General features: G+C 41.7%; 21 protein-coding genes, 1 tRNA gene and 1 pseudogene. 17 read left to right on the top strand and 6 right to left on the bottom strand.

What is annotated here, in order from left to right; genetic code table 11:
* Positions 1 to 3: 3 nt before the first annotated feature.
* Both hisH and hisB read right to left on the bottom strand, forming a co-directional pair.
* Positions 4 to 639: an imidazole glycerol phosphate synthase subunit HisH gene (gene hisH, locus ACZ2XM_RS14505; protein ID WP_490589674.1), complete on the bottom strand. Its 636-nt coding sequence runs from the start codon at positions 637 to 639 to the stop codon at positions 4 to 6.
* 3 nt (positions 640 to 642) lie between these two features.
* A complete protein-coding gene (gene hisB / locus ACZ2XM_RS14500; protein WP_490589673.1) occupies positions 643 to 1,293 on the bottom strand; it encodes an imidazoleglycerol-phosphate dehydratase HisB in 651 nt (216 codons plus the stop codon).
* Between the two features lie 170 nt (positions 1,294 to 1,463).
* Between hisB and ACZ2XM_RS14495 the strand changes: the two genes are divergently transcribed.
* The gene (locus ACZ2XM_RS14495; protein WP_490589672.1) at positions 1,464 to 1,895 is read left to right on the top strand and encodes a hypothetical protein; all 432 of its coding nucleotides are present in this window, start codon (positions 1,464 to 1,466) and stop codon (positions 1,893 to 1,895) included.
* 111 nt (positions 1,896 to 2,006) lie between these two features.
* Positions 2,007 to 2,082: transfer RNA gene (locus tag ACZ2XM_RS14490), tRNA-Phe, on the top strand.
* A 104-nt stretch (positions 2,083 to 2,186) separates the two neighbouring features.
* Here the strand turns inward: ACZ2XM_RS14490 and ACZ2XM_RS14485 are convergent.
* The 3 genes from ACZ2XM_RS14485 to ACZ2XM_RS14475 form a co-directional block, all read right to left on the bottom strand.
* Positions 2,187 to 2,681 (bottom strand): GNAT family N-acetyltransferase, encoded by a 495-nt coding sequence (locus ACZ2XM_RS14485; RefSeq protein ID WP_490589671.1) that lies wholly within the window; start codon positions 2,679 to 2,681, stop codon positions 2,187 to 2,189.
* Positions 2,668 to 2,937 carry a type II toxin-antitoxin system TacA family antitoxin gene (locus ACZ2XM_RS14480; RefSeq protein WP_490589670.1) on the bottom strand — a complete coding sequence of 90 codons (270 nt, stop codon included), beginning with the start codon at positions 2,935 to 2,937 and terminating at the stop codon, positions 2,668 to 2,670. Before ACZ2XM_RS14480 ends, ACZ2XM_RS14485 begins: the two co-directional genes overlap by 14 nt.
* Positions 2,938 to 3,056: 119 nt before the next feature.
* Entirely contained in the window at positions 3,057 to 3,392 is a 336-nt protein-coding gene (locus ACZ2XM_RS14475; protein ID WP_490589669.1) for a hypothetical protein, read from the bottom strand.
* 160 nt (positions 3,393 to 3,552) lie between these two features.
* Here ACZ2XM_RS14475 and ACZ2XM_RS14470 point away from each other — a divergent pair, with 160 nt between their 5' ends.
* From ACZ2XM_RS14470 to ACZ2XM_RS14460, 3 genes are all read left to right on the top strand, one after another.
* Positions 3,553 to 4,053 (top strand): DUF4385 domain-containing protein, encoded by a 501-nt coding sequence (locus ACZ2XM_RS14470; protein WP_490589668.1) that lies wholly within the window; start codon positions 3,553 to 3,555, stop codon positions 4,051 to 4,053.
* 159 nt (positions 4,054 to 4,212) lie between these two features.
* Positions 4,213 to 4,944, top strand: coding sequence for a phosphoglycolate phosphatase (locus ACZ2XM_RS14465; protein WP_490589667.1), 732 nt, complete (start codon positions 4,213 to 4,215; stop codon positions 4,942 to 4,944).
* A 483-nt stretch (positions 4,945 to 5,427) separates the two neighbouring features.
* Entirely contained in the window at positions 5,428 to 7,137 is a 1,710-nt protein-coding gene (locus ACZ2XM_RS14460; RefSeq protein ID WP_490589666.1) for a formate--tetrahydrofolate ligase, read from the top strand.
* A gap of 26 nt (positions 7,138 to 7,163) precedes the next feature.
* On the opposite strand, the pseudogene ACZ2XM_RS14455 reads toward ACZ2XM_RS14460, so the two are convergent.
* Positions 7,164 to 7,808 (bottom strand): annotated as a pseudogene (locus ACZ2XM_RS14455) (ATP-binding protein); the annotation flags it as partial.
* 142 nt (positions 7,809 to 7,950) lie between these two features.
* Between ACZ2XM_RS14455 and ACZ2XM_RS14450 the strand changes: the two are divergent.
* The 12 genes from ACZ2XM_RS14450 to ACZ2XM_RS14395 all read left to right on the top strand — a co-directional run bounded on the left by ACZ2XM_RS14450 (position 7,951) and on the right by ACZ2XM_RS14395 (position 23,803).
* Entirely contained in the window at positions 7,951 to 8,595 is a 645-nt protein-coding gene (locus ACZ2XM_RS14450) for a TnsA endonuclease N-terminal domain-containing protein (protein ID WP_490589665.1), read from the top strand.
* Positions 8,582 to 10,564, top strand: a complete 1,983-nt coding sequence (locus tag ACZ2XM_RS14445) for a transposase (protein ID WP_490589664.1) — start codon at positions 8,582 to 8,584, stop codon at positions 10,562 to 10,564. The genes ACZ2XM_RS14450 and ACZ2XM_RS14445 overlap by 14 nt, the downstream gene beginning before the upstream one ends.
* Positions 10,564 to 11,454: a TniB family NTP-binding protein gene (locus ACZ2XM_RS14440; RefSeq protein WP_490589663.1), complete on the top strand. Its 891-nt coding sequence runs from the start codon at positions 10,564 to 10,566 to the stop codon at positions 11,452 to 11,454. The genes ACZ2XM_RS14445 and ACZ2XM_RS14440 overlap by 1 nt, the downstream gene beginning before the upstream one ends.
* Complete coding sequence (locus ACZ2XM_RS14435) at positions 11,412 to 12,572, top strand: TniQ family protein (protein ID WP_490589662.1); 1,161 nt, start codon at positions 11,412 to 11,414, stop codon at positions 12,570 to 12,572. The genes ACZ2XM_RS14440 and ACZ2XM_RS14435 overlap by 43 nt, the downstream gene beginning before the upstream one ends.
* Positions 12,562 to 13,983 (top strand): hypothetical protein, encoded by a 1,422-nt coding sequence (locus ACZ2XM_RS14430; protein WP_490589661.1) that lies wholly within the window; start codon positions 12,562 to 12,564, stop codon positions 13,981 to 13,983. The genes ACZ2XM_RS14435 and ACZ2XM_RS14430 overlap by 11 nt, the downstream gene beginning before the upstream one ends.
* Before the next feature lie 113 nt (positions 13,984 to 14,096).
* Positions 14,097 to 15,260, top strand: a complete 1,164-nt coding sequence (locus ACZ2XM_RS14425) for a type IIL restriction-modification enzyme MmeI (RefSeq protein ID WP_490589660.1) — start codon at positions 14,097 to 14,099, stop codon at positions 15,258 to 15,260.
* Between the two features lie 88 nt (positions 15,261 to 15,348).
* A complete protein-coding gene (locus ACZ2XM_RS14420; protein WP_458673997.1) occupies positions 15,349 to 16,614 on the top strand; it encodes a tyrosine-type recombinase/integrase in 1,266 nt (421 codons plus the stop codon).
* Entirely contained in the window at positions 16,607 to 18,334 is a 1,728-nt protein-coding gene (locus tag ACZ2XM_RS14415; RefSeq protein WP_458673996.1) for a site-specific integrase, read from the top strand. The genes ACZ2XM_RS14420 and ACZ2XM_RS14415 overlap by 8 nt, the downstream gene beginning before the upstream one ends.
* Complete coding sequence (locus tag ACZ2XM_RS14410; RefSeq protein WP_458673995.1) at positions 18,331 to 20,361, top strand: site-specific integrase; 2,031 nt, start codon at positions 18,331 to 18,333, stop codon at positions 20,359 to 20,361. The genes ACZ2XM_RS14415 and ACZ2XM_RS14410 overlap by 4 nt, the downstream gene beginning before the upstream one ends.
* The gene (locus ACZ2XM_RS14405; protein WP_458673994.1) at positions 20,342 to 20,791 is read left to right on the top strand and encodes a hypothetical protein; all 450 of its coding nucleotides are present in this window, start codon (positions 20,342 to 20,344) and stop codon (positions 20,789 to 20,791) included. The genes ACZ2XM_RS14410 and ACZ2XM_RS14405 overlap by 20 nt, the downstream gene beginning before the upstream one ends.
* A gap of 89 nt (positions 20,792 to 20,880) precedes the next feature.
* The gene (locus tag ACZ2XM_RS14400; protein WP_458673993.1) at positions 20,881 to 22,470 is read left to right on the top strand and encodes a class I SAM-dependent DNA methyltransferase; all 1,590 of its coding nucleotides are present in this window, start codon (positions 20,881 to 20,883) and stop codon (positions 22,468 to 22,470) included.
* Positions 22,460 to 23,803, top strand: coding sequence for a restriction endonuclease subunit S (locus ACZ2XM_RS14395; protein ID WP_458673992.1), 1,344 nt, complete (start codon positions 22,460 to 22,462; stop codon positions 23,801 to 23,803). Before ACZ2XM_RS14400 ends, ACZ2XM_RS14395 begins: the two co-directional genes overlap by 11 nt.
* The last annotated feature ends 298 nt before the right edge of the window (positions 23,804 to 24,101 follow it).

Genomic DNA, 24,101 nt, shown 5'->3' with positions numbered 1-24,101 from the left:
TCGCTAAAGCGCCCACTCAACGAAGTTTTTTAGCAGTCTTAAGCCATCATCATGGCTCTTTTCTGGGTGAAACTGCGTGGCAAAAAGATTGTCTTTAATCACGCTAGCGCAAAACGGTTGCCCGTAATCACAGGTAGCGGCAACGACAGACTCGTCTTCTGGCGCGCAATAATAGCTGTGCACAAAATAGAAATGCGCATGGTCATCGATACCTTGCCAGAGCGGATGGCTATGATCCATATCGGTGATGGTATTCCAACCCATATGAGGAATCTTGATGGTGTCACCGCGCGCGTCTGTCCAGGTCGGCTCAAACTGTTTCACTTGACCCTTGATGATATCCAAGCAAGGAGTGCGGACATTCTCTAATGACTCAGTAAAAAGCGCCTGCATGCCGACACAGATGGCCATAACGGGCTTATTGAACACCGCATCACGAACCACCTCATCAATGCCCTGGGCACGCATCTCGGCCATACAATCGCGCATGGCGCCAACACCCGGGAAGACAATCTTATCTGCTGCCGCGATGATCTTAGGGTCATTAGTGATAGACACTTCACCGCCTACCGCCGCCAACGCCTTACTGGCCGAATGCAGGTTGCCCATGCCGTAATCTAATAGTGCAATTTTAGTCATGGGCTACAGCGCTTCTTTAGTCGATGGCAAGGTGTTTAGGGCGCGCTCATCATACTCGCAAGCCATACGTAGCGCACGAGCGAAGGCTTTAAAGGTACTCTCGATCTGGTGATGGCTGTTTTTACCTTTAAGGTTGTCTAGGTGCACTGTCATCCACGCGTGATTGACGAAACCGTAGAAAAATTCGCTGAACAGATCGACGTCAAATTTGCCCACATGCGAGCGAGTGAAAGGAATGTCCATGTGCAGACCAGGGCGACCCGAGATATCGACCACGGCGCGGGTCAAAGACTCATCTAGAGGCGCGTAGAAATGCCCGTAACGACGGATGCCTTTTTTATCGCCTAGTGCCTTTGCAAACGCTTGGCCGACGGTAATGCCCGTATCTTCGACGCTGTGGTGATCATCGATGAAGGTATCGCCATTACACTTAATGTCCAAGTCAAATAACCCATGGCGCTTGATCTGATCGATCATATGGTCTAAAAAGGGCACGCCAGTATCGATAGTGCCTTGGCCGGTACCGTCTAGGTTGACGGTGACTGTCACTTGGGTCTCGGCAGTGTTACGCTCGACGGTAGCGATACGCTGCGGACGCTCGGCTGGGTTAGAGCTGATACTTGGGTTTTCGTTAGAACTTGGCTGTAAACTCATGGCTGACTCGCTGTAATTAACACATAAAGAAAGTTATAGCTTGATGATAGCAAACGCACCATTTTTCCGCTATGGCAGCGGCTGTTGTTTGCTAAAATACTGAGTTTAATCCAACTAATCTGCCATAATTGACCCTTTCTGCCAGAATTTTACTGAATTAGGATGCCACCATGCCTTTAGAAGCTGTCGCTATCAACACTTTTGACGCGCCATTAATGCGCCAGATGAACCAAGAGAATGAACTTAGCGTACGTATTGGCAAGCTATTTGAGCAGCATGAAGACTTCTCCAACAAAGAAACCGGTGCTGAAGCCGCTATTACCCTGTTTGAAACGGCTTTCCGCCAAGGTGCGCTGCTCTATGTAGGCATGTTTAATGACAAGCCTATCGTGGTGATGGGCTGCTTTGACGATGGGCAAACGGATGCTCGACGCTTGCAGTACTTAGCGACTCATCCAGAAAACCAAAATCGCGGTATCGAAGGCAGATTTATCAAGCAAGTTTATGATGCAGAAGTGAAAAAAGGCGTGCGTAGATTTGTACCGGTCGATGAGACCATTCATCAGATTATGACCGAGTATGAGATGCTAAGCGTTAAATAAAATCAAAAACATAGCGTTATTAAGACTATTATGCGACTTTTGACTAATAACCTGAAAAAAGGCTTGACAGTAACGCGTATATTTAGTTTAATAGCGACCTCAAACGAATACGGCTCGATAGCTCAGTAGGTAGAGCAACGGATTGAAAATCCGTGTGTCGGCAGTTCGATCCTGCCTCGAGCCACCATTTGTTTGCCCCATATGTAAGACCAGGTTTAGCGTACTAGCTAGCTTAATAATTAACCTCAAACTTTATGGTTTGGGGTTTTTTTATGCTTGGAGATTATTGAACTATTCCTGCTGTTCCGCTGAAGGAATACTCGTTACGGGATAGCATAGTCGTAATGGTTTATTTTGCAGCTCAATAAACCCATAAGCTTCATAAAAAGACTTGGCACTATCGTCTTTTGCGTCCACGACTATAAAGGCAATGCCGAGTGTTTGAGAAAGTTGCTTAGTAGTCTTTAAGGCATGTAACAGTAGGTCACGCCCTAGTCCTATTCCATGATAGCGTTGATCAACCGCCAAACGTCCTAATAGCACACAAGGTATCGGCGTATGCTTAGATTGCTTCTTAAGCTGATTAGGGTCGTCTGCTTGCTCAATTTGATTGGCGGATAAAGTATAAAATCCTGCTACAGTTTCTCCTTCGTGAGCCACATAGATAATGACCTCATGACGCTTCAGCATCTGGCTGGCAAGCTGTTGAATAAAGCGGTTGATAGGCTCATTGCCACAATCAAATGTCTTTCTATTATAGTTTTTGTCGAGCTTACTGATCTGCAACCTTATACCCCTGCTCAAATAAAGCGGTCATTTTGGCATTCGCTGTCGGCGGATTATCCAGTAGAGCGACTGCGTTTGCCCATTCAGTATCAGACAAAACAAGACGTTGGCTGTTCTCTATCGTCTCTAATGCTTTTTGATAAGCCACTTCTACCATAAAATTACTCACACTGACGCCCGTTAACGAGCTGGCTTTCTCTATGGCAGCTTTAGCTTGGGCTGTAGTGCGTATATTGATACGTTCATTTGCTAACATAGGATTAACTCCCCATTAAAATTGTACGCCATTATGACGTACATAATAACATAATTTGGCTAAAGGTAGAGAGACCACTTTTCATGACTATACTCTTAAAATAACTATCCTTACTATTGCTACTCCCCATAATACCGACCCCGCAGCAACACCTCACAGCGCTCTTTACCGTCCAAATTATACAGCGTGGCATAATAATCGATGCCGTGACGCCCTTCAAAAAATACGACTCTATCGCCAACTGCCATATAGCAAAACTTGCGCGCATCATAGATATAACCGTCAATCAAAAATGCCACATCGCGATCGATAGCGGTGACGGTATGGGTCTCCCCTTGCGGCACGATGCGGTCAAACCAACCCGCATAGCTAGATTGAGTACCGAAACAAATGAGCAGAGCTAAAATAGTGAGGATAATCACTCTAATCTTGAGGTGTGACATAAGGGTAGCCATAAATTATGAGTCTTAAAGGCAGCGCTGCGTAAAGATAAACCGACCACGATATTGGCAATAACTCTCAGTTTAAACAGGAAATCAGTTTACACAGTCAATATCTTACTTAGTCGCTACAGCCATTATACTGAGAAACTCTGTCTACGGTATTGCCCCTATTATGCGCGAATTTGACTACGATTTAGACTACGCCTCCCTGGACTTACGCAAGCAGCCTGAGCTTTACCGCGTTGGCCGTAGTGAGCAAGGTGTGTTATTGGTCGAGCCTTATAAATCAGAGATTCTGCCACATTGGCGCTTTGCTACCCCCGAAATTGCGCAAGAGAGCAGCGATATTATCTATCAGATGTTTCTCGATTATCTAGATGACGAGGATTTCGTTGGGGCGGATATGGCGCGTAAGTTCATCCAGATGGGCTATACTCGATCTCGCCGCTACGCCAACCATAAAGGCGGCAAAAAATACGATGGTCCTGTACCCGATGATAAAAAAGGCCAAAGCGGCGCGCATGGTCGTGACGAATTACCTCGGCAAAAAGAAGACCCTATCAAAGCCGAATCTGCCCGAATCTTTAAAGCCAAATGGGACTTATGCCGCGAGAATAAAACTTATCTTGCGATGAAAAAAGCGCACCGCGACCAGTATAAAGATGTCGAGTAGCTGATTAATTAACTGCCTTTTTAATTGACCATTTCTTTAATTAACGAAGCTTTTAATTAACGAACCTTTTAATTAACAAAATTTCCAGAGAATACTAGCCACCCTGACTTTTAACAGATTAAATCAAAGACACCAAATTTAATAATAACTGAGACTCCTATGACCACTGCTGTAACTGATCACACTTTGCCTACTACAGAAAAATCCTTATTACTCTTTGACTTCGATGGTACCTTAATCGATAGCGTCCCTGATCTAGCCGCCGGTATCAATGGCATGATGGCCGAACTCGGTCGCGACCCCTACCCTCTAGACAAGGTCCGTGATTGGGTGGGCAATGGCTCGCGCTTGTTGGTCGAGCGTGCTTTGGTCGGAGCGGTAGAGGTGGGTGATGGCTTGCCCGCCGCCGAAGTTGATGCCGCCGAAGAAATCTTCTTTAAAGCCTACGCGCAGCAAAGTGGCAGAGAAACCGTCGCTTACCCCAACGTCGATAGCGGCTTAAAACAATTAGCCGCTGCGGGCTTTACCTTAGCCTTGGTGACCAATAAACCCATTCGCTTTGTACCTAAAATCTTAGCGTCGTTTGGTTGGGATAGCTTATTTACTGAAGTGTTGGGCGGGGATAGTTTGCCCACTAAAAAACCTGACCCAGCGCCCCTACTGCATGTCTGTGAGCAAATCGGCGTATCCCCTGCGCAAGCCGTGATGATTGGCGACTCCAAGAACGATATCTTGGCCGGACAAAATGCGGCTATGGACACGCTAGGGCTGTCTTATGGTTATAACTATGGTCAGGATATACGCGACTATAATCCAACGGTCGCCTTTGATAACTTTCAGGACTTAGTGAATTTTATCTTAGCAAATTATTTAGGTCATTCTGCCAAGTAGCGGTTATCACTTGGGTAGCAAACTTGCTCAAAATAATAAGTAGAACAACAAGCAAAGGATTGGCCTTGATATCGGGGTTCTTTAGAAATTGGGAAATATGCGGCTCATAGGTAGGCGAACTTACTAGACTATGGCCGTGCCTCGTCCCGAGGCAAAAGCAAAGTTCTGTCCCTATCTGATAGAAAAACACACTATTCTGACAGTTTCATTTATCCAATAGCTCAATTTAAAATCTGCTAAAGTTAGCAACGCCAATCCATTGGTACAGCTAGCAAACTAATAAAACACCACCCTCCTCACCCTAAAATAAATAGCCACCTAATCGTGCGTGGTAATACATTGCGCGTGGGCTTAACTGTGGCTATATTGGTTTGCCTTACACCTATAATTTCTATAACCCTATATTTTCATAGCATTTTACTTTTATAACATTCTACTTTTATAACAACATTCTGCTTAGCTGATAATTTTAGAGAGCGTACTATGACCGTTCCGAACGATATAACCATTGCGCAAAACGCTACCCTACAACCGATTCAGCACATCGCGAACAAACTTGGCTTATCGGCTGAGCAAATAGAACCCTATGGACACTACAAGGCAAAAATAGACCCCACTGCCGTATTTGCTCAGCCCACTGCCGTCAAACGTAGCAAATTAATACTGGTAACGGCTATTAACCCTACTCCAGCAGGCGAGGGTAAAACGACGGTCACTATCGGTTTAGCTGATGCGCTCAATCGGTTGCATAAGCAACAAGGTACGGGGGAGCAGACCGTTGTGGCACTACGTGAGCCCTCGCTTGGTCCTGTATTTGGGATGAAAGGTGGTGCAGCAGGTGGCGGCTATGCGCAGGTCTTACCAATGGAAGATATCAATCTGCACTTCACCGGGGACTTTCACGCTATTGGCGCGGCTAATAACTTGCTTGCGGCACTCATTGATAACCATATTTATCAAGGTAATGCCTTAGATATTGACCCTAAACAAGTGCTTTGGCACCGCGCGGTTGACATGAATGACCGTCAACTGCGCAACATCATTAGCGGATTGGGTAAACCCTCGGATGGGGTTATGCGCGAGGATGGTTTTGATATTACTGTGGCCTCTGAGGTGATGGCGATTTTCTGTTTGGCCACGGACTTAGCGGACCTAAAGTACCGTCTGGGCAATATCCTCGTAGCATATCGTAGAGACAAAACCCCAGTCTATGCTAAAGATTTAAATGCGCAAGGTGCCATGACCGCCTTGCTCAAAGAAGCTATCAAACCCAACCTCGTACAGACTATTGCCGGCACGCCAGCCTTATTACATGGCGGGCCTTTTGCTAATATCGCTCACGGTTGTAGCTCAGTGATAGCCACTCGCGTGGGCATGCGCTTGGGGGACTATACTTTGACTGAAGCAGGGTTTGGCGCAGACCTTGGTGCACAAAAATTCTGCGATATTAAATGCCGACTAGCAGGATTAACTCCCGATGCTGCGGTACTCGTCGCCACTATTCGCGCTCTAAAATATAATGGCGGTGTGGCAAAAGATCAGTTCACTACTGAGAACCTTACCGCGCTTGAGCAAGGGCTGCCTAACCTCATTAAACATATCGAAAACCTTCAGCAAGTCTATGGCCTCCCCGTGGTGGTCGCGATTAATCAATTCGTTAGTGATACGGATGCCGAGATTGAGTTGGTCCGGCAGGCGTGTAAAGACTACGGGGTGGAAGTTGCGTTGACGCAAGTATGGGAAAAAGGGGCGGCAGGCGGTGAAGTATTGGCAAGCGCTTTATTAACTCTGTTAGCCCAACAAGATAATCAGCCCAGTACTTTCCGCTTAGCTTACGATAGCAGCGAGAACATCGCCACTAAGATACGCACTATAGCGCAGCGTATTTATGGGGCAGATGATATCGATATCAGTCCGCAGACCTTGACTAAGATTCGCCGGTTAGAAGCTTTGGGGCTTGATAAGGTGCCTATTTGTATTGCCAAAACTCAATACTCATTGAGTGATAATGCCAAACTACTTGGCCGACCTACGGGCTTTACCATACACGTTAGAGATATCAGTATCTCAGCGGGTGCAGGCTTCATTGTGGTGATTTGTGGACCGATTATGAAAATGCCTGGACTGCCCAAACGACCTGCCGCTGAAAAGATTGATGTAGACGATGAAGGTAATATCATTGGACTGTTTTGACCGATCTTATTACCCTGCCCAAAACACTAACTACCGCGATAGCTTAACGCCTCAGTGAGATGCACCGTTTGGATAGTCGGACTGGCCGCAAGATCAGCGATAGTACGGCCTACCCGTAAGATGCGATGATAGCCGCGCGCCGATAGATTCAGACGCGATTGTGCCATCTGTAGCAATTGCTTCTCCCCTTCCCCTAACGCCGCGAGCGTATCCAACTCACTAGGCGCCAGTTCGCTATTAGGTTTATTCTGCCGCGCTTGTTGACGCTCATAAGCCTCGGTCACCCGCTCTCTGACCACGGCTGACGTCTCCCCCACGCTAGCGTTTTGTAAGTCGCTAATCGGTAAAGCAGGCACGCTCACATGCAAGTCAATACGGTCGAGTAGCGGCCCCGATATCTTATCTTGATAGCGCTGAATCTGCTCTTGTCGGCAGTGGCAGCGACCGGAGGGGTCACCGTGATAACCACAAGGGCAGGGGTTCATTGCCGCCACCAGCTGAAAATTCGCAGGAAAGGTCGACTGCTGATTAGCTCGGCTAATAGTGATTTGCTTGGCCTCGAGTGGTTGCCGTAATACCTCTAAGACCTTGCGGTCAAACTCAGGCATCTCATCTAAAAATAATACTCCCTTGTTGGCTAAGGTAATCTCGCCAGGTTTGGGTCGTGACCCCCTGTCAGTTCCCACAAATAATGTCAGAAATAGCGCCTATCTATAAGGTTTTTGTGCCATACTTATCTAAATAGATGTCATTAATTTACCTTAATAAATGTCATCTTCTTAATAAATACCCTAAATAGATGTCATATTATATATGAAACAAGTTAGAAAAATCAGACCAACACGAAGAAGCATATCTGGTCATATTGCTTTTAAAGGCTGTCCTATTGCATTTGAGTCTTCATTAGAACGTGATTTTATTATTTATCACTCTTTTATGGATGATGTCATTGATATAGTTCCACAGCCCATAGCCATTCCCTTTATTAAAAATGGTCGGACTTACGAATATACTCCTGACTTTTTTGTTCAGATGAAGCCTGACTCTGGTAAATCATTGATTGTCGAAGTCAAGCCAAAAAAAGAATGGCAGGAGAATTGGCGAGACTGGTCAGAAAAGTGGAAGGCGGCTATCTCATTTTGTAGAGAGCAGGACTTTAAGTTCTCTATTTATGATGAAGATAGAATCCACCACCTAGCATTAGAAAACATCAACTTTCTAATGCGTTATAAGAACACCTCTGTTGTCCCAGAAGAGATAAGAGCAATACTGCAAGATATTGAGCAAAGAGGCAGCACTACAGTTGAATATGTATTAGAGCGCTATTTCAAATCCCATCTTTATCGCAACCAAGGCAGACATTTAGTATGGCATTTAATGGCAAACAAAATGATTGGCTTTAATATCTGGGATGATGTTCGTAGTGAAAAATTGGAGATTTGGCATGAATATTCATGAAGACGAAAATGAGTCAATTGATTCAGAGCTAGGTATTGAGGTAGAGCATCACTACGATGCTATTGAGCGTGATTATGTTCACTTGAAAATCGGTGGTGTATATAAAAGAAAATCCAATAGACATGAATATCAATTAATAGAATATCTTAAGGATATTAATCAGGCTGTTTTTAAGAATCTTTCGAGCTTGAAAAACGAAGTGTTGAGTGTTCATGAGTTTAAAAATGTCACAAACAGCAATGATATTTCTATACAAGTAGATATAAACGATATTGGCGATGAAGACTGGCAAAAAGCACAGAAAAAATATTTAGCTATCAAGCCTTTGATAGGTGGTGCTTATGATGACTACATGGGCGAAAAAGGCTACGAAAGACGAGCTAAGGAGACTGATGTTTCCTCAAGAACATTGAAGCGTTGGGTGCAGTCCTATAAATCAACCAACTCTATAGCATCACTGCTTGATAGAAAGCGTGGTTGGAAGGTTGGTAAAGGCAGAATATCTAAAGATTTAGAATTGATAATAGATGAAGTAATAAAAGAGCATTACTTAAGCATACAACGCCCTTCAGTTGAAGCTACGATTCGAGAGGTTTTTAAACGTTGTCATAAGCTAGGTCTTAGCAAGCCTAGTAAGAATACGGTGCGTAGACGGATAGAGAAAATCAGCGAACGAGACTTTTTAAGAGGGCGAGGATATAGAGAGAGAGCGAAAGACAAGTTCACCCCTAAAGCAGGTATGTTCCCTAACGCAGACTACCCCCTTAGCGTTATTCAAATTGATCACACCCCAGTAGACATCATCTTAGTTGATGACAGGCACAGAAAGCCTATTGGTAGACCATTTATCACTGTATCGATTGACGTTTACAGCCGTATGATTACAGGATACTACATCTCACTTGATGCCCCCTCTGTCACCTCAGTGGGTATGTGTATTTCTCGAAGTATTTTGCCCAAAACCGATTTGTTGCTAGATTTTGGCTTAAATGACGCTAAATGGGACGTGTTTGGCATACCAAGAAAGATTCACGTAGATAACGGATCAGATTTTAGGGCTGACAGCCTACAGAAATCTTGTGCTTTTCATGGCATAGACCTTGAGTTCAGACCAATAGCACGACCTGAGTTTGGTGGTCATATTGAACGCCTCATTGGTAGCTTGATGAAAAAAGTTCATGAGTTGCCCGGAACGACCTTTTCCAACATCAAACAAAAAGATAATTACAACTCAGAAAAGAACGCCTCTTTGACGCTTGATGAGTTTGAGAGATGGTTCTTAATTTACGTCACTAAGGTTTATCACGAAACAGTGCATAGCGGTATCGGCAAAACCCCTCAACAACAATGGCAGATTGGCTTATTTGGGGATAATCTTAATGAAGGTATTGGTATACCTGCTCTACCTTCCAACCAAACAACATTATTGCTAGATTTTATGCCTAGTATTGAGCGCACAATTCAACGCAATGGGGTAAATATTGGTGGTCTTAATTACTATGATCCTTGTTTGAATCATTTTATTAATCAAACCGATAGTAAAACCAAGAAAAAGAAGAAGTTTATTTTTCGTCAAGACCCAAGAGACATTAGTATCATCTGGTTTTATGACCCTATAGCAAAAACTTACTTCAACGTCTCATTAGCAAATCAAGCGTTGCCAGCTATGAGCCTATGGGAATATAAGCAACTTTATAAGCAAGTCCAGCAAGAGTCTGGCACTGTTAATGAGTCGCTAATCTATCAAGCATGGGAAGACATGCAGACCCTAGTTGAAGCGTCGGAAAAAAATACTAAAACTCTGCGTCGGCAGGAGCAACGCAGAAAGTTTCACTCTAAATCACAAAAGGTACATCAGCCTCTAAAGAGCGAGATTAAAGAAATGCAAACCCCTGCCGTTCCAGACACATCGCTTTTAGTGAGTGATGACGACGATGATGATTTAGATTTCTTTGAGGATATAAGGTAATGACAGATACATCTTATGCCCATATTCATCAAAAATTTAGACATATAGCTCTACTGCCCGACGATGAGCGCATTGAATTTATAGATACACCAAGATGGATTGGCTACAGCCGAGCGAACGAGGTCTTGGAGGTAATGCAGGGCTTGATGAATAAGGTAAAACAACATCGTATGCCCAATCTATTACTGATTGGGGACTCTAACAATGGCAAGACTACTATTATTCAAGATTTTGCTGAAAGGTTTGGTCAAACATATATAGATGAAGACTTGATTATACCCGTATGTCTAATACAAGCCCCGCCTTCTGCAAACGAAAAAGACTTATATATAAGTCTAATTGATTCTTTTGCTTTGCCGTTTAAATCCAGTGATTCAGCAGGTACTTTACGTGCTCAGGTGGTTCACACTCTGCGTGAGACTCACGTAAAAATACTAATCATTGATGAAGTTCATTCAATGCTTACAGGGACGGCTAGAGAGCAACGCTTAATAATGAATGCGATCAAGTATCTTTGCAATGCGCTGCAAATGCCTATAGTACTCAGCGGCACTAAAGATGCTGTTCGCATCCTACATATAGATCCACAACACGCAAGTCGCTTTGATGTGGCCGAGCTACCACTTTGGCAGAACGATAAAGAGTTTAGAAAGCTCGTGGGTAGTTTTGAGAGAGTGCTGCCTTTAAAGCAACCTTCAAATCTAACTGAAACTTCCGTTCTAAACTTAATTTACAGTATCAGTGGCGGCAATATTGGTAATGTAAAGAGACTGATAAACGAGTGCGCTATTGAGGCTATAAAATCAGGCAATGAACGTATAACAAAGGAAATTATTGAGAGTAAATCATGGTTAAGACCAACCAAGGGACTCCGAAAAATTATCGGATAAAGCCGCTGACATTTCCAACCCCCTTACGGAAGGACGAAAGCCTTGCATCTTGGTTGGTAAGAGCTGCGCTTAAGCATGGCTGCACACCTCTAACATTTACTTACTTCTTTTGGCCTGAATACCGTATATGGACTTATGATGTTGATAAGGGATTTGAGCATATCGACTCTAATATACATTCCGACATGGCTGTGCTAGCTAAAACTACTTCAAATATCTTTAACAAACAGACTCTGATGAGTTTTACAAAAAAGGTTAATGCAAGCTTAAGTGACAAGCATAGTCTGACTTGGGTACTACCTCTTTCAAAGAGAAATCGTTATTCAAAAATTGGGTATCCTTATTGCTCTGAATGTATGAAAAACAGCAAATCTGCATACTTAAAACTTCATTGGCGTTTCTCATGGACAGTTTGCTGCACTGAGCATAAAAAGCTTTTAGAGACTAATTGCCCACATTGCGAACATCCCTATCAACCGCAGCTGTTAAAACCCGACCAAGGGTTTATTAATCATTGCCATTTATGCCATAACGAGCTTGGGAAAGAGAGACTCAATACCGAACTAGGAGATAGTATCTATCAGTACCAATTGCTAACCAATCGAGTTTTTCATGAAGAGGAAGGAAGTGTCTTAGGAGAAAATGTCAGTCTTAGCGATTGGTTTAACTACTTACTTTTTCTAATAAACATGGTAAGGCTAGCCGTAAGAAACCCTAATTATATGTTTGGAAAGTTACTGATGAAGTTTGGTGCTGACATTAGTGATTTATCATTACCTAAAACAGCTCTTAGGTTTGATTACCTACCAGTTGAGGAAAGGATTGTATTGCTTGAGCAGGCTTATTATCTATTACAAATAAATGCTGACACTTGGCTAAATTACTGCCAAGAATTAAACATAACGCAAAATAGCTTTAAATGGTCTAAGCATACCGTCGTACCAGCGGCTTTTCATAAGGTTTATGCCAAACTACCTAAAACTCCTCTTCGACGTTATAAAGCCCAGTTAAGCGATCTTCAGCCCGCTTCGCCCGAGGCGGTTATGGCCTCTTGGAACAGATTACAACGAAAGATAGAGATGGCAAACAAATATGACAAGCACCTCAATGAAAAATGAAGACCGATGTGACAACTGTGGTAATCGAAACGTTGAAATCAAACGACGTTATAAAAATGAAACTTATTGCGCCAATTGCTACCGCATCTGGTTTATCAAGAAGCCTTGCAGTAAATGCGGCAACCTAAGTCGCCTACACAAGAAAGAGAGCTTCCCTGTTTGTACGGATTGTCGTGTAAGCCAGCCCTGTATTCGCTGCGGTAATGACGCTATTAAAAACGGTGCGAACACTGAATATGGCCGAGTCTGCCAAATTTGCTATCAGGGGTATTTTCGACCTAAGAAAGAATGTTTTGAGTGCGGAGAGCTTAAAAGAGGCGTTAGTAGTTATTCAGAACTTCCTCATGATTATGCTGTCTGTATTGTTTGCTATCAGAGCCATGTAAGAGAAACCTGCCCTTTGTGCCGACGATATCGGAAGTTGGTAGAAACAAATAAAGGAAGAATTTGTCAAAAGTGCCATGATTTTGGAGAAACTCCTTGCCAGACATGTCATCAATTAATGCCCGCAGGTATGGGAAAGCAATGTGAAGAATGCTATTGGTCGCAAAGATTAGAAAATGAGAAAAGACTAAATGCCTATCTATTAATTTCTGATGTGATGAGGCAGGCTTATTCTGATTTTATGATGTGGTTTGAAGCCGAAAAAGGCGCAAAGACAGCGACTTCAAAGCATAACCATTTCATCAATTTCTTTATCCGTTGTGATGAATTATGGGGTCGAGTACCTAGTTATGAGTCATTAGCGCAAGAGTTTAAGCCAAACGGCTTACGTGAGTATTTAACGATTGTACGATGGCTGATTGCTGCTGAGAAAATAAGCATTAATCATGATGTGAAAGATCGAATTGCTGAACAGGAACGGATTAATAGTCTATTAGCAAAATTTGATGATCTAGTACCTCAGTGCATCAATGAATATTATGAGTTTTTAATACAAAGACAGCTTGAGCGTAAAACCACTCTTAAGTCCATCAGAATGGCCTTACAGCCTGCTGTAGACCTTTGCGTAGAGAGCAGGCTTAAAAGCTCAAATACGCCAAATCAGGAGCATATAGACAGCTATTTAACATTGAAGCATGGGCAATACAATTCACTTTACGGCTTCGTGAGATTTTTGAATGATCAGTATGAACTGTCTTTAATTTGCAACAAACCTAGTGAAGAGGATATACGACGCTTCAAAAGAAAAGCGATTGAAAAGAAGATTGCAGATATTTTTAACAAGCCCAGTCCTTTAGCACCAAAAGACAAGCTAAGATGGCTACAGTTAGGAATGGCCTATTACCATCAGGTCGATGTTAGTTTAAACACACTAAAAGCTATTCCTGTCCAACCAGTTAACCAAGCAATGTCTAAAATAACTCTTAGCAATAAGGAATATTGGCTGCCAAACCATCGCCAAACTTAATCCAGCTTAATATTTCGCATGTAAAACGCACAGTAGAATTGCGTACTTAAAAAGCATCAGTTCAGCCGAACTATAAACTCACCTCAACTTTTTATAAATAATTCGAGATAAATATGGCTTTTAATCAAACCCAATTTTTTGACAGCTTAGAAAAGCTAACCAACGAAGTTATCAATAAGAACAAGAAAGATGACTTTATTTACGAGTTTTTAGCCCTACTAGAGGTTTCAAAGGCAACCATTACCTCTCTCAAAAAGAACGATAAGAGGATTAACGTAGCAACCAACCTTGAATCTGGCGAAGTAGCTAACAGGAACAGAATTTACTTCAAGCCTTTACCTGTAGGGCACGATCCTGCCAAAGCTTTAACCGAGTTAAAGAGTAGCCCAGTTATAAATGCCAATAAAATTCGCATGATAATGGTGACAGATTTTGAAACCGTACTCGTTAATGACACTAAGTTTGATGAGACACTAGATTGCGATTTCGCTGATCTTTATAAAAACTATCATTTTTTATTGCCTCTTGCGGGCTTAGAACGTGCTCGTGAATACTCAGAACATCCTGCGGATGTGCAAGCCTCTGAGAAAATGGGGCGTTTATTCGATCATATTCGCAAGCATAACGAATTTGATACTGCTGACGACATTCATGCGCTTAATGTATTCTTGACTCGCTTGCTATTTTGCTTGTATTCCGAAGACACGGGCATTTTCAAAACAAACCAGTTTCATGACCTTATAGATTCAGCCACTAATATAGATGGTAGTGATGTTGATGCCGTATTATTCGATCTGTTTGAAGTTCTTGACCTACCTGAATCTAGTAAGGAGCGTGAGAATAAACCCACACACCTCACAAGCTTCCCTTATGTAAATGGCAGCTTATTTGAATATCAGTTTGCTATCCCTGAGTTTAGTGCACGTACCCGCCGTATTCTACTAGAGTGCGCTCGTTTGAATTGGGCTGAAATTAACCCTGATATTTTTGGCTCAATGTTTCAGGCGGTTATCGATCCTAAGCAGAGGGGTAGCTTAGGACAGCATTACACTAGCGTTAGTAATATTATGAAAGTGATTCAACCACTATTTTTAGACGAGCTGCGTGAAGAACTAAATACTATTATATCTCTAAGCTATGAAAATCGTCGCAAGAACAACAAGGCAGATCGCTTAAGTGCTTTACTTGAACGTATTTCTCAAATTAAGGCAATAGACCCGACTTGCGGTAAACGTTACATAGGTACTTTTAATAACACATCATACATGATAATCTAGTGACATAATGATGACTTAATACATAGATATCATTATTTGATTATTAGTACATTACTTCTAATGATGATCTGGTATTAAGGAAATAAAAGTGGCTAGCCTAGAATTTATCAATTACCAACCTCGCTCAATTCAAGTCAAGAATAATTCTATATCCTGGAATAAACTCAAAATTAAAAGCATCGACAGACTGCCTCAAATAGTTTGGGAAGATAACTCAACTTGGGCAGAAGCAAACTTATGGGCTTTAGAACAGGCGACTTCTTCTAAGCGTAGTATAAAGACTGTCAGATCTAATATGTCTCACCTACTGGCTTATGCAAAATGGCTAGAGGCTGAATCAATTGATTGGTGGCATTTTCCTGAGAGAGAGAATGAACGATGCCTAATTCGATTTAGAGGCGCACTAATACAAGCTAGAAACTTAGGTGAGTTAGCCCCTAGTACGACATCTCAAAGAATGTCCTCAGTCATCCGATATTATAAATGGGTCAAAGAGAAGGGTCTTATTTCACCAGATTGGCCGATGTGGCAAGATAGATTTGTAGGAATCAAGATTACGAATGGATTTGGACTGGAACACACTTTACGTGTATCAAGTACAGATCTAGCTATTCCGAACCGCAAAGTAGCAGGATCTATTAATCTTGAAGATGGGCTATTACCTGTATCAGCTTTAGGCATGAAAGAGATTTTGACCTTAGCTGATGAACGTGCTTCTGAGGAATTTGCCTTGATGTTAAGAATAGGTTTTTTCACAGGTTTGCGACTTGGCTCAATTACTGACTTAAAAGTGTCTACCCTTCAAAATGCCACTCTTATCCCAAATGTTGGGTTAAAGACGCTATCTGTAGGACCTGGCGCTAGACCACCAGTAGCAACAAAATTTGACGTAACAGGTTCAGTTCCAATACCAAAAGAGTTGGTTGATACCCTGTTAGATTACGCTATGAGTACGAGGCGTTTAAAGCGTCAAGCTTTAGCGTCTCATAAAGATCAGGATATTCTTTTTCTAACTAGATATGGCAATACATATAGCGGTGATAATAGTCGTGCAGTAAATGTTGAGATGTCTCGTTTTCGTAGTATAGGAAAGGATTCTGGTGTAAAGGTATTAAGAGGTTTTCATTTTCATAGAACTCGTGCCACGTATGCTACTGAGCTAATGAAATTAGCTTTAAAATTCATGCCTGTTAGCGAGTCTATTCAGTTCGTCAGAGAAGCCTGTCTCCATAAAGATGAAATCACGACTATGAAATACATTAAGTTCATTGAAAACAATAAAGCAATGAAAGAAGTATCTGATGCATTTACCCAAGCTTTTATGGGATTGATAGAGAGCCATAAAAATGTCTGAATTAGATCTTACGGTTAAAGGTTTAGCTTTAGGTACCCATGAAACTCCTTGGGATTTGCAAACCTTGTTATATAGAGGAGCTGCAAGTGTTAGGCGCGATGTGGTAATTCAGTCTATCAACGAAAGCGAGTTCGGAGACCTAATTGAAGACAGAGTTTTTTTTGTAGTTAAACTTCATGAAATACTTAACTCTTATCTTACCAGGGGATCGTCTCAACACACAGTCAGAAGCTATCTTCAAAAAATATGGTTTTTTTACAGCTGGTTAGATACTACTGATAAGTTATCTACAGAAGAATCCATCATCTCTACATTCAAAGCTTGGACTGAGCATTTACTTAATAGAATTAAGGTTAATAAAGATATAGCTCAAATGACTGCCTATAAGCTGGCCTCAACAATAGCAAGTTTCATTGCCAAAGCTTTACATCTACCAGGTGCTAAGCCTGGGCACAGTCTTATGCTTACAACGAGGCTCAAAAGGCCAAAAAAGCCTACTAAGGTTTTGAGTACAAAAGCTGATAAACAGAATTTAGTAGACACCTTTGAGTTTGGACATACATTAACTACCATTTGTAATCATTTAGACATTAAAACTGTGCGCGGTAGTTTACCTATAAAAATCTTACTCAGTAAAAACAGGTTCTTAACGGTCGCTGGTAATTTAATTGATCCTTACTTAGATGTGTCAACAATAGAAAATAGCGGTGTAAAGAAAAGAGCTATCATTGCGCGACAACCATTAGCGGAGAACATCAGCCTTTTAGAAACTCATAAAAGATCATCAATTCTAAACCTCCGAATTGAATCAGAGTTACTAATATTCATAGCGCAAACTGGAATGAACCTATCTCAAGCAGTAGCTCTGAGTAAGAGTACTTACAGATGGCAGTCTGATGGAGAGGACTATGAAGTTTTCCGAGTCTATAAGGGTCGCAGAGAAGGTGAAGCCATTTTTCGCTGTTATAAAGCGTATCGTGACCACCTACAGACATACTTAGATTGGCTCGATGAGACAGAATTAAGTCAAAACGATGAAAGGCTATTTCCAATGATGAGTCGAGGCATGATTCGTACCGAAACATCTAAGGTAAGCATCAGCACCCTCAAAAACTTATTCAAAAAGCATGGCCTTATCTTTATTAACCCTACTCAATTACGCAATACACGTATTAACTGGTTGTTGAGGCAAACAGATGACTTAAATCTCACAGCAGAGCAAATGGGTCATACAACAGAAGTATTGTTGAAAGATTATCTGCGTCCTCATCATCAAAGAGCATCAAGTGAGATTATAGAGTTTCATAACTTGATAGACCACGCTCAATTAGCACCTGGTCCAGGACTATGTGTAGATTCACATCAACCTAAGCAAGTAGTTAATTTCCCAGAAAATGCACCTCAACCTGACTGTATAAGTCCAGAAGGCTGCCTGTTTTGTGAGAAACATAGGGATGTAATGAGTTCAGAATATTGTTGGAAACTAGCATCACATTTACAACTAAAAAGGCTTGAAACTAATCTTTATAAACCATCTGAACATAACCACATCCACCCAGGCAACCGTGTAATGGATAGAATCACATCAAAGCTCAAAGCCATTTCTGATGGTGGTGAGATCCGAAATACATGGGTGGAAGATGCTCAAAACTCAATTCGCTCAGGTAATTACCATCCTGCTTGGGATGGCTATATAAGACTGTTGGAGGTTATGGTATGAATATATCAAACCTTCCAGGGTTGCAAATTGCTTCTTCATTTATTGAAGCAGATTCACCTAACTTCCGTCCTAATTGCTGGCCTCCTTCCTCTAATTTTCCTGTTGTTGTTGACACAGATGGTAGTGTCATTTCACGGTATGGTGATGCTCGATGGGATTTTTCAGTTTGGCAGGGTAGCAATTTAAAGATTTACTTTGGTGATGGACAGGGGCAAGGTCATAAACTTAGTCAAGATAATGCCAATTTATTACGACAAATTGTCGCTTGGTGGCTTTGGGGTTATGCAGCAGTAACTAACCCAAGATCTCTAGTTTCTAAGTTTGCAACAATAAAGCCCATATTTGTAATTTGCTCACAACATAACATCAGTGCCTCTCAGCTGTCTGACTTTCCAGACATAATTAAAGAAATAGCCTCTAATCCTACGATTAAAGAAAAACATTTAATTACTTACCTGAATGACCTTATGTTCATATCAAAAGAAATTGGATTTAATATTCTCGATGAAAAGGGTATGAGTATTTTTGTCAGTGCAGTAGTTAAACGCGATAAAATTCAAACAGCATATATTCCTACTAGATTATGGCATTATCAGGTAAAGAGATTAAAAGAGTGCTTAGATGATTTCATAGCGCATAAAGACAAGATAGAAGAATGTTATAAATTTTGCTTGGAAGCTTACGCTAATAACGCTGGTGGCAAGCTTTCACATGCATTCAATGGGCTATCAGAGAAATCACCTTTCAATTCTGCTAGGTATATTGGTAAAAGACCGTCAGGTCAGATTTTCTATGGAAGCTTTGCTAATACAGCTAAGACTTTTGAAATAGATACTCTACTAAAAAAATGGGGTAATGCTGACGAGGTATTTGGCATTGGAACGCTTTCAAGTTATATGAGCTTGATTAGCTTTGTAGGGTTAGCTTATACACTGAACTTCTCCTTAATGCGTGTCGAAGAATGTAATAGGCTGAGAGCTGACTGTTTTGAAGTCGAAGTAGACCCACTGGGGACTGAGATTTATTTAATAAGAGGAGCTACCACTAAGACTCTCGAAGATAGCCATGCTCGTTGGATAGTTTCTCCAAGTGTGAAAATAGCGATTGATGCTATGGTTAGTATTGCATCTTTGAGAATGCTAGCTGCTCAAGAAAACCCCTATGCGAATTTACCTAAAGAGTTTATTGATAACCCTGTTTTACAGTGTACGTCACACGAACCGTGGATATCGAAAAATGCATCGCAAAGTAAAAATCTATTCAAAACCCCACGTAGATATATTGAATCTCTTAAGCTATGGCCTAAGCTGTTCGATGAAAATGAACTGAGGATAACCGAAAAAGATCTAGAAATGGCTAATAGACTTACAAGTGGCTTAGATCCAGAAAAATATTCGGTTGGTAAGGTCTGGCCTTTAGCATGGCATCAATTAAGACGTACAGGAGCCGTCAACATGCTTGCAAGTGGGCTTGTTTCAGAGTTCTCAGTACAGTACCAGCTAAAGCATGCTAGTCGAGCTATGAGCCAGTATTACGGTCAAAATTATTATAAGTTAAAAGAACCGTTAAATGATGAAGCTCGTAGTTTCTATTTGCGTGAAATGTACGAGTCTATAGTCAGAGACCTTAAAGAGCTACAAGCCGATCATTACGTCTCTCCACATACTGAGAAACGAAAAGAACAACTATTGTCTGAGATATCAGAAAAAGATCATAAGCAGCTTTTAGCGGCTGCTAAATCTGGCAAAGTAAGCTATCGTGAGACGTTTCTTGGTGGTTGTGCAAACTTAGGACCACCATGTCCATTAGGCGGAATAAGCAATATTAGCTCTTGTATGGGCTTTGGTGATGAAAAGCCATGTAAATCCGCATTAATAGACAAAAAAAAGTTACCCATGATTAATCAATTAAAAGATGTGTTAAGTAGCCAAATAAATGTTGTTGAAATTGGAACACCATTACACGAGTCTCTACAAGCCCAACTAGAATCAGCGGAGCGAGCTATTCATGTCATTCATAGAAGCTAAACCGAAAGCCAAAGAAAGAGTATTGAGCAAGGCGGAAATAAGGTTTCTCGAAGCATTTGAACGCTTAAAATCTAATAAGCCAGAAATCTTACCTAAAGGAACTCTTGTAAGTCAGAACAACGTTGCTAAAGAAGCAGGTGTGAATCCATCGGCCTTACGGAGTTCTCGATATCCCGAGCTATCTCAACAAATTCAAAAATGGATAGAAGACCACAAGGAAGATCCTGTCCAGAAGTCTTCAAGACAAATGATGCTTGCTCAGAGATCAAAAAATAGAGCACTAAGGGAGCAAGTCACTTCGTTACAAGAACAAAGAGATAAAGCCCTATCAATGTTAGTAGAGACTCAGCGTGAAATTGTTGATTTAACGTTGGAAAATGAAAGACTAAAAGCCAGACTTCCTTCAATTAATGCCTCAAGGCTACAATAGCTGCCTTACTTATACATGTATCTCCTTACAGCAAACTACCCTATCCTACTATACACAATGAAAAAACTAACAATCGAGACTAAAGAAAAATGGCTAAAACACCTATAAACAAAAACGACAATATAAAAGATGGTCGCTTTGAAGAAGCCCTTTGGGATGCTGCCAACAAGCTACGAGGTAGCGTCGAATCATCAGAATATAAGCACATTGTCCTCAGCCTAATTTTCTTAAAATTCATCAGTGATACCTTTGAGCAGCAAAGACAGAAGCTCATCGATACAGGCTATGAAAAGCATATCGACATGGTACAAGCCTATACCAAAGACAACGTGTTCTATTTGCCAGAAGAGAGCCGCTGGAGCTTCATTCAGCAGAATGCCAAGCAAGAAGACATCGCGCTTAAAATCGACACTGCGCTTAGCACGATAGAGAAGACCAACCAATCATTGAAAGGCGCATTGCCTGATAATTACTTTTCGCGCCTTGGCTTAACTGCCAGTAAGCTTGCTGCTTTGATTGATGTGGTTAATAACATCGACACCATCGGTAATCCAGAAGAAGATACCGTCGGGCGCGTGTACGAGTATTTCTTGGGTAAGTTTGCCGCGACTGAAGGTAAAGGCGGTGGTGAGTTCTATACACCCAAGTCGGTGGTCAATCTGATTGCAGAGATGCTAGAGCCGTATCAAGGCAAAATCTATGATCCGTGCTGTGGCTCAGGCGGTATGTTCGTCCAGTCTATTAAGTTCATCGAAAGTCACCACGGCAATACCAAAGACGTGTCTATCTATGGGCAAGAGTACACCAGCACGACGTACAAATTGGCTAAGATGAACCTTGCCATTCGTGGTATCTCTAGCAACTTGGGCGATGTGGCAGCCGATACGTTCTTTAAAGATCAGCATGAAGACCTTAAAGCCGACTTCATCATGGCAAACCCACCTTTTAACCAAAAGGATTGGCGCGCCTCTGATGAGCTGATTGATGACCCACGCTGGGCAGGGTATCCGACACCGCCGACGGGTAATGCCAACTATGCATGGATATTGCACATGATATCTAAGCTCTCTGAGCACGGTACAGCAGGCTTTGTACTGGCCAATGGCTCGATGTCTACCACGACTAGCGGTGAAGGTGAGATACGCCAGCAGATTATCGAGAACGATTTGGTCGATTGTATGATTGCGCTACCGGGTCAGCTGTTTTATACCACCCAAATCCCCGTGTGCTTATGGTTTATCAGTAAAGACAAAGCCGCCACCTCAGCTGATAGTAAAGCAAAAGGGCTGCGTAACCGTAGCGGTGAGACACTATTTATTGATGCGCGCGCTATCGGCAGCATGATTAGCCGCACGAATAAAGAACTCACTAAAGATGATATCGAGGCGATTGCCAAGACTTATCATGCATGGCGTGGTGAGGCGGAAGCAGGCGGTTATGAAGCGTACGAGGATGAGGCAGGTTACTGTAAATCAGCCATTCTAGGTGACATCAAAGCCAATGACTATGTGCTCACTCCTGGGCGTTATGTGGGTGCTGCCGCGATAGAAGATGATGGCATCCCGTTTGAGACTAAAATGCTGGAGCTGAGCCAAACGTTATATGCGCAGATGCAAGAATCTTTAAGCCTAGATGCGACCATTCGTCAGAACTTGGAGGTGTTGGGTTATGGCGAGTGATTGGATGTATTTGCAGTTAAAAGATGTTATTGATTTAGTGGCTGATAATAGAGGTCGAAATCCAGAATCATATTCTAATGAAGGCATCCCTGTTATAGACAACTATTTAATTATTAGTGAAGGGTATGTAAATTTAAATGAAGTCAAAAGATGTGTCGATGAAAGAACTTATGAGAGCTTCATAAGAAAACATATTCAAGAAAATGATGTGTTGATTACGCTGGTGGGTAATGGTTATGGGCAGGTAGCTTTAACGCCATCAGAAAAATGTGTCATTATTCAAAATACAATTGGACTTAGATGCAATTCTGATAATGATAATATTTTTCTATACTACCTTCTTAAAAATAATAGAAAAGCACTAATGAATCTTAATATTGGTGCTGCTCAGCCCAGTATTAAAGTGGGGAATTTAACTAGTCTTGAATTTCAATTCCCACCACTCTCAGAACAAAAAGCCATTGCTCATATCCTTGGTTCTTTAGACGACAAAATCGAACTCAACCGCCAAATGAACGAGACGCTAGAGGCGATGGCGCAAGCGTTGTTTAAGAGCTGGTTTGTTGATTTTGATCCAGTGATTGATAACGCGCTCGCGGCTGGTAACGCTATTCCTGATGAGTTCTCTGAACGTGCTGAGCAGCGTAAAGCGATTGAGAAAAAAAACAACTCGGATATTCAGAATTTATTCCCTGATGAATTTGAGTTTACTGAGGAAATGGGTTGGATTCCTAAGGGTTGGGGAGTTAAGTCATTAGATGAAGTTGCTGACTATTTGAATGGTCTAGCACTGCAGAAATACAGACCTGAAGATATTGACGATAATTATTTACCAATAGTTAAGATTGCACAGCTGAGAGAAGGGTTGCCCAATCATGATGAAAAGGCATCTATTAATATTAAACCTGAATATATTATAGATAATGGTGATGTTATTTTCTCATGGTCAGGATCATTACTTGTAGATGTATGGTGTGGTGGCAAAGCAGCGCTCAATCAGCATCTATTTAAAGTAACATCGGACAAATATCCCAAATGGTTTTATTTAAACTACACAAAACACCATTTAGTAGAGTTTCAGAGGATTGCTACAGATAAAGCTGTGACAATGGGACATATTAAACGAGGACACTTAAAAGAAGCGTTATGCGTTATTCCTGAAAATGGAGTTGATGATAATATATTTGCAGTTTTTGAAGGTATTCTGAATAAGCAAATAAGATTGAGAATTGAGAGCCAGACCCTTGCCAAGCTCCGCGACACTCTTTTACCTAAGCTTATGTCAGGCGAATTGCGCATCCCAGACTCTGCTGTAATTCTGGAAGAATTTTGAACTTCTTGGTGAGCTAATTAAGATATTTCGCAGGGTTGTTTTCAGACATCGTCGGTGAGGTTAGTAATCATGAATGGTGCTTAAAAACTATCCTGTAAGTATTTTTGATAAATAAACGTTTTTGAATGGCGATGTTTTGCACAGCATTGATGAGATGATTAACCACATTGGTTGAAGAAGCGCGACATTACACCCGTCACGCTATAAAAGATTAAAAAAGATCTCTGCACACGACAAAAAAATCATCCCCACCCGATTTTCATAGGTTTAGGGGTTAAAAAGCTAACTAACTGTCGAA

The organism is Psychrobacter sp. CoH-33_TS_01 (assembly GCF_058189395.1).
This window is presented reverse-complemented; position numbering and strand designations above follow the sequence as displayed.